Origin of the sequence: Trinickia terrae (assembly GCF_005144415.1) — a bacterium.
GTDB lineage: Bacteria > Pseudomonadota > Gammaproteobacteria > Burkholderiales > Burkholderiaceae > Trinickia_A > Trinickia_A terrae.
Genome location: NZ_SWJE01000004.1, coordinates 255,421 through 267,738, shown reverse-complemented (window position 1 = coordinate 267,738; position 12,318 = coordinate 255,421). Strand labels below are relative to the sequence as shown.

General features: G+C 67.5%; 10 protein-coding genes. 4 read left to right on the top strand and 6 right to left on the bottom strand.

The features are described from left to right. Window positions 1-194 precede the first annotated feature (194 nt). Window positions 195-1,787 carry an ABC-F family ATPase gene (locus FAZ69_RS08995; protein ID WP_136893598.1) on the bottom strand — a complete coding sequence of 531 codons (1,593 nt, stop codon included), beginning with the start codon at window positions 1,785-1,787 and terminating at the stop codon, window positions 195-197. Window positions 1,788-1,940: 153 nt separating this feature from the next. Continuing rightward, window positions 1,941-4,304, bottom strand: a complete 2,364-nt coding sequence (locus tag FAZ69_RS08990) for an AsmA family protein (protein WP_136893597.1) — start codon at window positions 4,302-4,304, stop codon at window positions 1,941-1,943. Window positions 4,305-4,468: 164 nt separating this feature from the next. On the opposite strand from FAZ69_RS08990, the gene FAZ69_RS08985 reads away from it, so the two are divergent. Together FAZ69_RS08985 and FAZ69_RS08980 are read left to right on the top strand one after the other, a co-directional pair. Further along, window positions 4,469-5,203, top strand: coding sequence for an ABC transporter ATP-binding protein (locus FAZ69_RS08985; protein ID WP_136893596.1), 735 nt, complete (start codon window positions 4,469-4,471; stop codon window positions 5,201-5,203). Further along, entirely contained in the window at window positions 5,200-6,009 is an 810-nt protein-coding gene (locus FAZ69_RS08980; protein WP_136893595.1) for an ABC transporter permease, read from the top strand. The genes FAZ69_RS08985 and FAZ69_RS08980 overlap by 4 nt, the downstream gene beginning before the upstream one ends. A gap of 29 nt (window positions 6,010-6,038) precedes the next feature. On the opposite strand, the gene FAZ69_RS08975 is transcribed toward FAZ69_RS08980, so the two are convergent. Both FAZ69_RS08975 and FAZ69_RS08970 read right to left on the bottom strand, forming a co-directional pair. Then, complete coding sequence (locus FAZ69_RS08975; RefSeq protein ID WP_136893594.1) at window positions 6,039-6,614, bottom strand: DUF6013 family protein; 576 nt, start codon at window positions 6,612-6,614, stop codon at window positions 6,039-6,041. Window positions 6,615-6,754: 140 nt separating this feature from the next. After that, on the bottom strand, window positions 6,755-7,771 hold the full coding sequence (locus FAZ69_RS08970) for a zinc-binding alcohol dehydrogenase family protein (RefSeq protein WP_136893593.1): 1,017 nt from the start codon (window positions 7,769-7,771) through the stop codon (window positions 6,755-6,757). A gap of 132 nt (window positions 7,772-7,903) precedes the next feature. Here FAZ69_RS08970 and FAZ69_RS08965 point away from each other — a divergent pair, with 132 nt between their 5' ends. Then, window positions 7,904-8,857 carry a LysR family transcriptional regulator gene (locus FAZ69_RS08965; RefSeq protein ID WP_136893592.1) on the top strand — a complete coding sequence of 318 codons (954 nt, stop codon included), beginning with the start codon at window positions 7,904-7,906 and terminating at the stop codon, window positions 8,855-8,857. A gap of 12 nt (window positions 8,858-8,869) precedes the next feature. Here FAZ69_RS08965 and FAZ69_RS08960 read toward each other — a convergent pair whose 3' ends face one another. Further along, entirely contained in the window at window positions 8,870-10,156 is a 1,287-nt protein-coding gene (locus FAZ69_RS08960) for a cytochrome P450 (protein ID WP_136893591.1), read from the bottom strand. Between the two features lie 116 nt (window positions 10,157-10,272). On the opposite strand from FAZ69_RS08960, the gene serB reads away from it, so the two are divergent. Further along, window positions 10,273-11,112 carry a phosphoserine phosphatase SerB gene (gene serB / locus FAZ69_RS08955; protein ID WP_136893590.1) on the top strand — a complete coding sequence of 280 codons (840 nt, stop codon included), beginning with the start codon at window positions 10,273-10,275 and terminating at the stop codon, window positions 11,110-11,112. Here serB and FAZ69_RS08950 read toward each other — a convergent pair. Then, window positions 11,098-12,288, bottom strand: coding sequence for a cystathionine beta-lyase (locus FAZ69_RS08950; RefSeq protein WP_136893589.1), 1,191 nt, complete (start codon window positions 12,286-12,288; stop codon window positions 11,098-11,100). The genes serB and FAZ69_RS08950 overlap by 15 nt on opposite strands. Window positions 12,289-12,318: the final 30 nt, after the last annotated feature.

The window sequence follows — 12,318 nt, the reverse complement described above, 5'->3', positions numbered from 1 at the left end:
AAAGGCCTGATGATCGGGGTTCGAGCGGGGCGCATTTTGCTCCAAATCAAAGAAAACGGCGCGTGCGAGGTATCGCACGCGCCGTATTGATTTGGATCAGGTGGTCAACAAGCTACATCTGCGCTCGCCCCATGCCGTTGACGATCGCGCAGGGGGACAACCAAAGGCCCGCAAAGGGCCTCCTGGGACGACGGTTACTGCACACCCTGACTTGCCAGGAAGTCCTCGTAATTCCCACCGAAGTCATACAGGGTGCCGTCGGTGCGCACTTCGATGATCCGGTTCGCCAACCCGCTCACGAACTCGCGGTCGTGCGACACGAAGATCAACGTGCCTTCGTACTTGTCGAGCGCGATCTGCAGCGACTCGATCGACTCCATGTCCATGTGGTTGGTCGGCTCGTCCATCAGGAGCACATTGTGGCGGCCGAGCATCAGCTTGCCCCAGATCATGCGCCCCTTCTCGCCGCCCGAGAGCACCTTCACCGATTTCTTGATGTCGTCGGCGTTGAACAGCAGCCGGCCCAGCGTGCCGCGCACCATCTGCTCGTCGTCGCCGTCCTTGCGGTAGGTGTCGATCCAGTCGGTCAGCGTGACGTCTTTCGGAAACTCTTCGTAAGTGTCTTGCGGCATGTAGCCGACGTTCGCGTTCTCGGCCCATTTGATGGTGCCGTTGTCGGCCTGCACGCCGCCTTGCAGCGTGCGCAAGAGCGTCGTCTTGCCCGCGCCGTTCTCGCCGATGATCGCGATGCGCTCGCCCGGCTGCACGCTGATGCTGAAGTTCTGGAAGATCGTGCGGTCGTACTTCTTCGTAATGCTTTCCGCGACCACCGCGATGTTGTGCAGCTTCTTCTCGTATTCGAAGCGGATGAACGGGTTCTGCCGCGACGACGGCTTGAATTCCTCGATCTTGATCTTGTCGATCATCTTCAGGCGGCTCGTGGCCTGGCGCGCCTTGGACTTGTTGGCCGAGAAGCGGCGCACGAAGTCCTGCAGGTCGGAGATCCGCTCCTTCGCCTTCGCGTTCGCGGCGGCCTGGCGCTCGCGCGCCTGCGTCGACGCGAGCATGTAGTCGTCGTAGTTGCCCGGGTAGACCTTGAGCGTGCCGTAGTCCATGTCCGCCATGTGCGTGCAGACCTGGTTCAGGAAGTGCCGGTCGTGGGAGATGATGATCATCGTCGAGTTGTACTCGTTGAGGATGTTCTCCAGCCAGCGGATCGAGTTGATGTCGAGGTTGTTGGTCGGCTCGTCGAGCAAGAGCACGTCGGGGTTCGAGAACAGCGCCTGCGCGAGCAGCACGCGCAGCTTCCAGCCCGGCGCGACGTTGCTCATCGGGCCGTTGTGGTCTTCGATCGCAATGCCGATGCCGAGCAGCAGTTCGCCCGCGCGCGCCTCGGCCGTGTAGCCGCCGTACTCGGCGAACTTCGCCTCGAGCTCGGCGGCGTGCATGTAGTCGTCGTCGGTGGCGTCGGGGTTCGCGTAGATCGCGTCGCGCTCGCTCATCGCGGCCCACATCTCGGTGTGGCCCATCATCACGACGTCGAGCACTCGCACGTCTTCGTAGGCGAATTGGTCCTGGCGCAGCTTGCCGAGGCGGACGTTCGGCTCGAGCATCACGTTGCCCGCGCTCGGTTCGAGGTCGCTGCCCAGGATCTTCATGAACGTGGACTTGCCGCAGCCGTTCGCACCGATGAGGCCATAGCGGTTGCCTCCCCCGAATTTGACCGAGATGTTCTCGAACAGGGGCTTCGGCCCGAATTGCATGGTGATGTTGGCAGTAGACAGCACGGCGCGTACCTTTGAATGATAGATCGGCGAAAAACCGGGTATTTTAGCAAGCTTTTGGCGCAAACGGGCGCCTTGGCCGCCCTGAGGGCGGCCGCGAGTCAGTCAATGTGGAGAAGGTGTGAGGCAAGCGCGTGACGAGCAAGCCGGGCCAAGTCAGCTTCCCTTGTACTCGGATGCCTCGGCCGGACTCAGCGCGTTCCTGCCTGACGCTGCCTGCGCCTTGCGCGCGCCGCTAGCCGCGCCGCCGTGGGTAGCCGCCGCGCCGGAAATCGCCAGCGGCGGCTTCGGCGCTTGCGTCTTCCCTGGCGGCGGCGCGTTCGGCGCTGTTTTCATCTGCCCGAGCAGCTCGCTGCAAGGCAGCGGCTCATTGTTGCTCGGCGCGATCAGCGGAATCAGCGCGGCGAACGGGTTGATGAGACCGAGCCCCACCATCGCGCCCGCTCGCAGCGCAAGCGCGCTGGCGCTCACGCCGACGTGCGGGTCCTTGAAGGTGCCCTTCACGTAGAGCGGCGAGCGCAGCGAGAAGACCCGGAAGCCCTTCGTGTGCGGATGGATGCCCAGATCCATCGACTCGTCGCGCAGATCGACGTGGCCGTCGATGTTGATGACGGCATCCTCGGTGTCGAGGGCGAACACGCGCGAATCGAGCACGCCGTTGGTCGCGACGAAATCGGCCGCCGCGCAGTTGATCTTCACGTCCTCGGTGCCGAACATCTTCTCGTAGACGACATTGGCGACGTTGAGCCCCGCCGCTTCCATCAGGAACCGGCTGATCGTCCCCTGCGTCACGACCGCCTTCACCTCGCCGTTGGCGCTCGCCGCGAGCGCGGCCGGCGAGTTGCCGGTGGCCGAGAGCGCCGCGTCGCCGTTGACCTCGCCGAGCGCCGACTGCATCGTCTTTTGGGTCGGGAACAGCTGCTTGAGCTTCAGGTGCCGGGCCGAGGTCGAAAAACGGCCCTTCAACGGCGCGGCGCTTCCGTCGAGATGGATGCTCGACGACAGCGTGCCGCCCGCCACGCCGAAGTTCAGCGGATCGAGCGACAGCACGCCGTCATTCATCACGACATGCGTATCGAGGTCGGTGATCGGCAGGTCTTGATCCTTGACGATGCGCTTGCCGGTGAACTTCACGTCGGCGTCGATCGCCTTCCAGCGGCCGGTCTCGAACGGCTCGACGGGCAGCGCGCGGTTGGCGGGCTGCTTCGTCGTGTCGCCGCGCTTGGCCTTGCTCGCGCTGTTGTCGGCGCCAATGATCGGGGCCAGGTCCGAGAACTGCAGCACGTTCGATACCAGCTCGCCTTGCAGGAGCGGGCGCGGCTCGCGCCCTGTGAAAGTCAGCGAGCCGTTGATGTCGCTGCCGCCGACCCGGCCCGTGAAGTTCTCGTAGGTGAAGACGTTGGCGCCGGGCTTGAGGCGGCCGACGAGGCGGCCGTCGGTCGCATAGGGCGGCGTCTGCGGCAGCGTGATGCCGGTGATCGCGTACAGATGCGAAAGGCTCGCGCCGGCGAGCCAGAGCCGCAGATCGAGCGCAGCGAGATGGGCCGGGTCGGTCAGCGTGCCGACGAGCGCGAGATGGGTATCGCCGATCCGCACGTCGGCCTGCAGCGGGAACGGCCGGTCGGAGCCCTGCAGCGCGAGCACGCTGCCGAGCTTGCCGGAGCCCTGGATCGCCGCGCCCTTGTAGCTGCCCTTCGCGGTCCAGCCGAGCGCGTAGGTCAGCGCGGGCGGCGCGGCGGCGGGCGCGCCCGAAGCAGCAGAGGCGGCCGAAGCCGCGGACGCCGCCGAGGCCACGCTCGCCTGCGCCGCGAGCTGGCTCGCGCCGCGCTTGCCGACCATCTGTGCCGACGCCGCGCGCGACGACTCCTCCTGTTGCTTCAGCACGTCGCCGAGCGGGATCGCGCCGCCGAGCGTGTCGATCCCGATCTGCATCTCGACCTGGCTCTGCGCATCCGACACCGCCACGCCGCCCTTGGCGAACGCGAGGTTGCGCAGCTGCAGCGTCCAGGTGCTCGGCCCGCCGGACGAGGCCACCTTGAAGGTCCAGTTGTCGCGCCCGTCGACGAGCCTTTCGACGTCGATCGACGGGTTCACGAGATCGATCGACGGAATCACGATCGTGTGCGCGATCAGCGGCAGCACTTCGACCTCGAAGCCGATCTCGTCGAGCGTTGCGAAGTGCGGCGACTTGGCCCAGTCCGGATTGCCGAGCGTGATGTTCTGCGCCGTGAAGCGCGGCCACGGCACCCACGAGCGCCAGCCCGTCTCGCCTTGCGGCCGCTGCCAGCCGATCTTCAGGTCGCCGTTGATCGCGAACGGCCGGCCGATCGCCTGCGTGACCTTGTCATCGATCCACGGGCGGGCGCGATTCCAGTCGAACGTCAGCGCGAAAGCCACCGTCGCCGCGATCGCCACGGCGACCACCGCCAGCAGCCACGCGGCAACCTTGCCGATGGTTCGCGGCACGCTTCGGCGCGCTTCGGCGCGCGCGCTGCCTTCTTCTTTCTGTTCTTGTGACATGAGGGGGCGGGCTCGATCGGCGCCCGGGCGAATCAGGTTGACATACAGTGCCGCAATAACCGTGCGCGGCCAAGGGCGCTTATTATGACGCACTGCCACAAGGCTTGGCCGCCGCACCGTCCACCGCCGTTGACATACCTCGCGAAGGCCCCATTCACGACGTCATGAACGCTCTCCATGCCCCCTCTCGCTACCCGGCCCCCGAACAAGCCGATGCCGCCCTCGTCGAAGCCCACGGCATCGCCCGCCGCGATGCGCAGCGCGGGCTGACGCTGCTCGCCCCCACCGGCTTCGCGCTGCGCGCGGGCGAGCGGCTTGCGATCAACGGTCCGTCGGGCTCCGGCAAGAGTGTGTTCATGCGCGCGCTGGCGCTGCTCGATCCGCTCGACGCCGGGCGCATCGCCTGGCACGGCCGGCCCATCGAGCGCGCGGCGATTCCGCGCTACCGGCGCAATGTCGCCTATATTCGCCAGCGGCCAGCCATGCTCGACGGCACCGTCGAAGACAACCTGCGCTACCCGTACACGCTTGCCGCCTATCACGACGTCCATTTCGATCGCGAACGCGCGGCGGCGCTCGCGTCGCAGGCGGGGCGCGCGAGCGATTTCCTCGACAAGCAGGCGAGCGAGCTCTCGGGGGGCGAGGCGCAGATCGCCGCGCTGATCCGCGTCCTGCAGCTCGAGCCCGAAGTGCTGCTGCTCGACGAGCCGACGGCGTCGCTCGACCCGCAAGCCGCGCGCGAGATCGAGCGGCTCGTCGCCACCTGGTTCGACGCCGCGCGCACCGAGCGCGCCTATATCTGGGTCTCGCACGATCCCGCGCAGGCCGAGCGCATGAGCGAGCGCAGTGTGTCGATGCGCGCGGGCATCCTGAGCCCCCTGCCGGAGACGGTCCGATGAACGGCGTGCTGCAAGACCTGAGTCTTTGGGACGTCGCGATCGCGGCGCTGTTGATCGTCGTGAACGGCGCGGCGTCGGTCGCGCTGTCGCTCGGCCTCGAGCGCACGCTCGCCTGGGCCGCCGCGCGCACCGTCGTCCAGCTTCTCGCGATCGGCTACGTGCTCGGCTGGGTGTTCGCCAACGCCCGCTGGTACGTGGTGCTGCCGCTGATGGCGCTGATGACCGTCATCGCCGGCTTCGCCGGTTCGCAGCGCGGCGCGCGCACCTATCGCGGGCAGCTCGCGGACAGCGTCCTGTCGATCTGGGTCAGCACCTGGCTCGTCGCGGCCGTCGGGCTCTTCGTCGTGATCCGCATCCATCCGTGGTACGAGCCGCAATACGCGATCCCGATTCTCGGCATGGTCCTCGGCAACACGCTCACGGGCGTGTCGCTCGGCATCGAGCGGATGACGGAGGAATTGACGGCGCGGCGCGACCGCGTCGACATGGCGCTGGCGCTCGGCGCGACGCGCTGGGAGGCGGCGCAGGGGCCGGCGCGCCAGGCGGTGCGCGCGGGGATGATCCCGACGCTCAACCAGATGGCCGTGGTCGGCGTCGTCAGCCTGCCGGGGATGATGACAGGCCAGGTGCTGGCCGGGCAGTCGCCGCTGCAGGCCGTGCGCTATCAGATCGTGATCATGTTCCTGATCGCCGCGTCATCCGCGCTCGGCACCGTGGGGGCGGTGCTGCTCACCTACCGGCGGCTCTTCTCGGCGGAGCACCGGTTCCTGGCTGCGCGGCTCATCGAGCGCGGCGCGCGGAGGTAGCGGGCCGCGCTCACCGCTCGTCGCCGGCTTCACCGCTTGGCGGAGACCGACACCTGCGAGCCGTCGGAGAGCGTGAGCGTCTTCACGCTGCCGTTGGTCGGCATCGTGAAGCGCAGGATCTGGCTCAGCGAGGCGCTCTTCGGACACTGGATCTGCTTGCCGCCCGCCTTGACGGGAGCCGTGCCGTGCGGCGTCTGAGCCTGGAAGCTCAGTTGCACGGTCGCCGTGCCGTCCTGCGCGACGACGGGCGCGAAGCGGATCTGCGTCTGCCGGATCATCGCGCCGTTGACATCGAGCGGCAGCGACGCGTAGTTCGGGCATTGATCGGTCGCGGCGACCGGGCCGCCCGGCGGCACGGTCTTCCAGGTGAAGTCGTCGGTCTGGCCGGAGCGGATCGTGCGCGTCTCCTGCGAATTGCCGAATTGCTTCGAGGCGACCTTCACGGTGTACTGGATCGGCCCGTCGAACGGCACCTGCGAGGTCACGGTGATCGGCGGCGCCGCGTGGGCGGCGATGGGGGACAGGCCCGCAGCCAGAGCGACGGCAGCGGCGGCGACAGCGGAACGCCAAGCGGGAACGGCAAGCGGTTTGCGGCGACGGCTCATGCTGTGACCTCCTCGTTGTACGGCCGCACGACACGCGGCGCGGGCCGCGCGAGCCGGTTGCATGATGCGCTTCCAGTCTAGCGCCAATGCAGCCGCCAGGTTGCCGCCCGCGCTCAGGTATTACCCCGCTTGCGTTCGCCTCAAAATCCGCTCAGCACCAGCTTGCCGATGGCGCGCCCCTCTTCGAGCAAACGATGCGCGTGCCGTACGTTCCCGGCATTGATCGTGCCGAGATTCTGGCCGACCGTCGTGCGCAGCGTGCCCGCGTCGACGAGCCGCGCGACTTCGGTCAGGAGCTTGTGCTGCGCGATCATGTCGGGCGTGCCGAACATCGCGCGCGTGAACATGAACTCCCAGTGAAACGCCCCGCTCTTCGTCTTCAGCAGCGCCACCTCGAGCGGCCTCGCGTTCTCGACGATCGTGCAGATGCCGCCCTGCGGGCGGATCGCCTGCGCCGCGGCGCGGAAATGCTTGTCGGTGTCGTTGAAGATCAGCACGTAATCGACCTCGGCGAACCCGGCCTGATTCAATTGCGCCGGAATGTCGCCGAAGTGATCGACGATATGATCCGCGCCCAGCTCGCGCGCCCATTTCGCCGACTCGGGGCGCGACGCCGTCGCGATCACGGTCAGCTTCGCGAGCTGTTTGGCGAGCTGAATGCCGATCGAGCCGACGCCGCCCGCGCCGCCAACGATCAGCACCGACTTGCCGGCATCCGCGCCTTGCGGCGACACGCGCAGCCGGTCGAACAGCGCCTCCCACGCGGTGATCGCGGTGAGCGGCAACGCGGCGGCCTGCGCGAAATCGAGCGACGCGGGCTTACGGCCGACGATGCGCTCGTCGACGAGGTGGTACTCGCTGTTGGCGCCGGGACGCGTGATGCTGCCCGCGTAGAAAACCGGATCGCCGACCTTGAAGAGCGTGACCTCCGGCCCGACCGCAACGACCACGCCCGCCGCATCCCAGCCGAGCACGCGCGGCGCGGACTCGACGGTGTCCTTGGGCGCGCGCACCTTGTAGTCGACCGGATTGACCGAGATCGCCTCGACTTTGACGAGCAGGTCGCGCCCGCTGGCTTGCGGCTTGGCGATTTCGACGTCGATCAGCGACTCGGGATGGTCGATCGGCAGATAACGATAAAGGCCTACGGCTTTCATGACGGCTCCTGATTACGGGTGGTTTCTGCGCGGCTGCTGCGCATGGCGAGTTGGACTGGACGCATCGTAGGGCGATCCGTAATCTCCGAAAAGCGCCATAATCACTGAAACATTTTCTTGATTTTCAGAAGAATGGAATCCCCCTCGCTTCACGGCGGCAGTAGTGGCCGTCTCGATCTGCTCGATGTCGCCCTGTTCCTGCGCGCCGCGCTGCTCGCCAACGTGTCGGCGGCGGGACGCGAGTTCGGGCTGTCGGCGGCCGTCGCGAGCGCGCGGCTCGCCGGTCTCGAACGCGTGCTGGGCGCACGCCTCCTGCACCGGACCACCCGCCGCGTGAGCCTCACTCAGGAAGGCGAGGCATTCATCAAGCACGCGCAGGCGCTGCTGGACGCGGCGGACGCCGCCCGCGCCTCGGTCGGGCCCGCGCGCGACGAGCCGCAAGGCCGGCTGCGTGTGTCGATGACGTCGTCGTTCGGGCGCCAGCACATCTCGCCGGCGATCCCCGCGTTTCTGCGGCGCTATCCGGGCGTCTCGGTCGATCTGCGGCTCTCCGACCGCGTGGTCGATCTCGTCGACGAAGGGATCGACGTCGCGATCCGGATCGGCGCGCTGAAGGACTCGTCGCTCGTCGCGCGCAAGCTCGCGGTGAACCGGCGCGTGATCTGCTGCGCGCCCGCCTACCTCGAAGCGCATGGCGTGCCGCATCACCCGGCGGAGCTCGCGCGGCACGAGTGCATCGTGCTGTCGGGGCAGCGCGACTGGTCGTTCGCGACGCCCGCGGGACAGGTGAACGTGCGCGTCGGCGGACGGCTCGCCACCGACAACGGCGAAGTGATTCGCGACGCCCTCCTCGACGGCTTCGGCATCGCGATCAAATCGACCTGGGATGTCGCCGCGCATCTCGCGAGCGGCAGGCTCGTGACCGTGCTCGACGGCTACCCGCTCGCGGAAACGGTGGCGATCTGGGCGGTCTATCCGACGCGCGCGTTCGTGCCGGCGAAGACGACGGCCTTCATCGACTTCCTCGCTGCGCATTTCGGGGATCCGCCGTATTGGGATGTCGCGAACACGGCGGCTTCCGCGTGATCGACGGCGCGCTCACCCCACCTCGCACGCCACCGACGCAAACCCGCGAAAACGCGCCCGGCCGCCCCGCACCGGCTCGCCCGCGATGTGGTACTCGGGAAACCGTGCGACGAAGCGCCCGATCGCGACACGCGCCTCGAGCCGCGCAAGCGACAACCCCGCGCATTGATGAATGCCGAACCCGAACGCCAGATGCCGGTTCGGCGCGCGGCGAATCGAGAAACGCGCGGGTTCCTCGAACTGCGCGGGATCGCGATTGGCCGCACCGATGCACAGCGTGACCGGCGTGCCGCGCGCCACCGCGACTTCGCCGATCGCCGCATCGGCAGTCGCGATCCGGTTGCCGAGCTGATTCGAGCTTTCGAAGCGCAGGCACTCTTCGACGGCCGATTCGATGAGTTCCGGCTCGCGCAGCAGCAACGCCCGCTCCTCGGGCCACTGCGCAAGCGTGACGAGCCCGTTGCCGATCAGGTTGGTGGTCGTCTCGTGTCCGGCGTTGAGAATGAAGATGCAGTTTTGCAGCAGCTCCTTTTCCGACAGGCGCGCCCCCTCTCCCTCTCCCTCTCCCTCTCCCTCTCCCTCTCCCTCTCCCTCTCCCTCTCCCGCGATGAGCCGCGTGAGCACGTCGTGCTGCGGATCGCCGGGCGAGCGGCGGCGCTGCGCGACGAGGCCCTGCAAGTACGCCACGAACTCCGTCACCGCGCGGTTGCCGCGTTCGAGCTGCGCGGCGCTCGGCGCCGGCTCCAGCGCGCCGAGTATCGCCAGCGACCAGTCGCGCAGCGGACCGCGCTCGTCGTGGGGGACAACCAGCAGGTTGCCGATGATCTCCACGGGAATCGCGGCGGCGAATTCGGTGATCAGGTCGAGGCGGCCGCGCGCCTGCGCATGGTCCAGCAAGCCGTCGACGAGCCGCACGAGATCCGGCTCCATCGCCGCGATCGCGCGCGCCGTCAGCGCGCCGGCGATCAGCTTGCGCACCCGCGTGTGCAGCGGCGGGTCATTGAAGACGAGGCTCGTCGTGTGATGCTCATAGAGTGGCGAGTCGCCGTACTTCGGCTTGAATTCGACGGTCTTGTCGGAGCTGAACGTCTTCGGATCGCGGTAGACCGCCTGGACGTCGCGATAACGCGTAAGAAAGAGCGAGCCGTCCGGCATCCGCTTGATGGGCTCGAACGTGCGCAGGGCATCGTAGACCGGATATGGGTCGGCGTAGAACGCCGGCGGCAGATGCCGCAGGTCGAAATCGCGCGCCAGTTCGCGGGCGCGTTCAGGCGGCAGCGATGAGGGCTCGGGACGCATCGGCGCTCTCCGTTTCGTCGTGGCGATGCGCCGCTGCGAGAGTCGGCGCACCGAGCCGCTACAATAGCCGGATTTTCCACGCGCCGCTCGCGCCCTCCGCTCTTAAGCGCTTCCCCATGAATCTCGTCATCCAAAGCCCCGAGCCCCTGTCCGCCGCCCACGTCAAACCGCTCGTCGCGCTCTCGCGCGGCACGGGCTCCACGCCGATCGACGCCTTCGCGATTCGCATCGAAGGCGCCGACCCGGACCAGCGCGCGGACCTCGAAGTCTATTGCGGCACGCACGCGCTCGACTATGCGTTCGTCAAACCGGGCGCGGCGCTGCGCGATTTCGGGCTGGTCGCGATGGACATGGATTCGACGCTCATCACGATCGAATGCATCGACGAAATCGCCGATTTCTGCGGTTTGAAGGCGGAAGTCGCCTCCATCACCGAGGCGTCGATGCGCGGCGAGATCAAGGATTTCAACGAGAGCCTGACGCGGCGCGTGGCGCTCCTCGCAGGGCTCGAAGCGAGCGCGCTGGAGCGGGTCTACGAGGAGCGGCTGCGGCTGTCGCCCGGCGCGGAGGCGATGCTGGCCGGCGCGAAGGAAGCGGGCTTGCGCACGCTCCTGGTGTCGGGCGGCTTCACGTTCTTCACCGAGAAGCTGAAGACGCGCTTGAACCTCGATTTCACGAATGCGAACACGCTCGAGATCGTCGACGGCAAGCTGACCGGCAAGGTGCTCGGCGAAATCGTCAACGACGGCGTGAAAGCGCGCACGCTGCGCGAAACGTGCGCGAAGCTCGGCATTCCGGGCACGCAAGCGATCGTGATGGGCGACGGGTCGAACGACCTGAAGATGATGGCGGAAGGCGGCCTGTCGGTGGCGTTCCGCGCGAAGCCCGTCGTGCGCGCCGCGGCGAGCGTCGCGTTCGATCACGTCGGGCTCGATGGGTTGCTACGACTGTTTTAAACCACTTAGCGCGCGCTCGATATCCGCGCGCAGATCCGCCTCGTCTTCCAGTCCGACATAGAAGCGCACCAGCGTGCCGCGATGCGGCCACTGCGAAGCGGTGCGCATCGCGGCGATGTCGTATGGCATCGCCAGACTATGCGCGCCGCCCCAGCTCCAACCGATCGCGAACAGCTCGAGCGCCTCGACGAACGCATCGATCTGCGCCGCGCTGTAGCGCGCATCGAACACGACCGAGAACAGCCCGCCCGCGCCCGCGAAGTCGCGCATGAACGACGCATGCCCCGGACAGTCCGGCAGCGCCGGGTGCAGCACCGCCGCGATCTCGGGGCGCGTCTTGAGCCAAAGCGCCAGCGCGAGCGCGCTGCGGTCGTGCGCCTCGAAGCGCGCCTTCATGCTCGGCAGGCTGCGCAGCACGAGCGAGCAATCGTCGACCGACACGCCGATCCCCATGTGCATACGCGCGCGCTTGAGCTTCAGGTGCAGCGCAGGGTCGACGGTGATCGTCGCGCCCATCAGCACGTCGCTGCCGCCCGACTGGTATTTGGTCAGCGCCTGCACCGAGATGTCGACGCCATGCTCGAACGGACGAAACGCGAGGCCCGCGGAATAGGTGTTGTCGATCGCCGTGACGATGTTGCGCGCGCGCGCCACGGCGGTGATCGCGGGCACGTCGGGCACCTCCATCGTCACCGAGCCCGGCGCCTCGATCCAGATGAGGCGCGTGTTCGGGCGAATCAGGTCCGCGATCCCCGCGCCGATCAGCGGATCGTAGTAGCGCGCGGTGATGCCGAAGTCGCGCGCGAGCCAGTCGCCGTGCTCGCGGTTCGGCGAATAGACGTTGTCCGGAATCAGGACGTCGTCGCCCGTCTTGACGATGCCGAAGTAGACGTTCGAGATCGCCGCCAGGCCCGACGGCTGAAGGAGCGCGTGCTCGCCGCCTTCGAGCCCGGCGAGGCGCTGCGCGAGCGCAAGCGAGGTCGGCGTGGCGTGCAGGCCGTAGCGCCATTGCGCGTCGTTGCGCCAGTCGAGCGAGCGCATCGTCGCAAGATCGGGGAACACAATCGTCGACGCACGCGCCACCGGCGTCGAGAACGACGCGAAACCGGGCGTCAGCTTGTCTTCGGGATGAACGATGCGGGTCTGCAGGGCGCGTTTGGAAGTTGACTCGGTCATGTCGTGTCGGTCGTCGATATTGATGTGGGT

What these genes read in the sequence shown, in the direction of transcription:
- FAZ69_RS08990 (WP_136893597.1), bottom strand. Translation starts at nt 4,304, where the DNA reads ATGTCACAAGAACAGAAAGAAGAAGGCAGCGCGCGCGCCGAAGCGCGC.
- FAZ69_RS08985 (WP_136893596.1), top strand. Translation starts at nt 4,469, where the DNA reads ATGAACGCTCTCCATGCCCCCTCTCGCTACCCGGCCCCCGAACAAGCC.
- FAZ69_RS08980 (WP_136893595.1), top strand. Translation starts at nt 5,200, where the DNA reads ATGAACGGCGTGCTGCAAGACCTGAGTCTTTGGGACGTCGCGATCGCG.
- FAZ69_RS08975 (WP_136893594.1), bottom strand. Translation starts at nt 6,614, where the DNA reads ATGAGCCGTCGCCGCAAACCGCTTGCCGTTCCCGCTTGGCGTTCCGCT.
- FAZ69_RS08970 (WP_136893593.1), bottom strand. Translation starts at nt 7,771, where the DNA reads ATGAAAGCCGTAGGCCTTTATCGTTATCTGCCGATCGACCATCCCGAG.
- FAZ69_RS08965 (WP_136893592.1), top strand. Translation starts at nt 7,904, where the DNA reads ATGGAATCCCCCTCGCTTCACGGCGGCAGTAGTGGCCGTCTCGATCTG.
- FAZ69_RS08960 (WP_136893591.1), bottom strand. Translation starts at nt 10,156, where the DNA reads ATGCGTCCCGAGCCCTCATCGCTGCCGCCTGAACGCGCCCGCGAACTG.
- serB (WP_136893590.1), top strand. Translation starts at nt 10,273, where the DNA reads ATGAATCTCGTCATCCAAAGCCCCGAGCCCCTGTCCGCCGCCCACGTC.
- FAZ69_RS08950 (WP_136893589.1), bottom strand. Translation starts at nt 12,288, where the DNA reads ATGACCGAGTCAACTTCCAAACGCGCCCTGCAGACCCGCATCGTTCAT.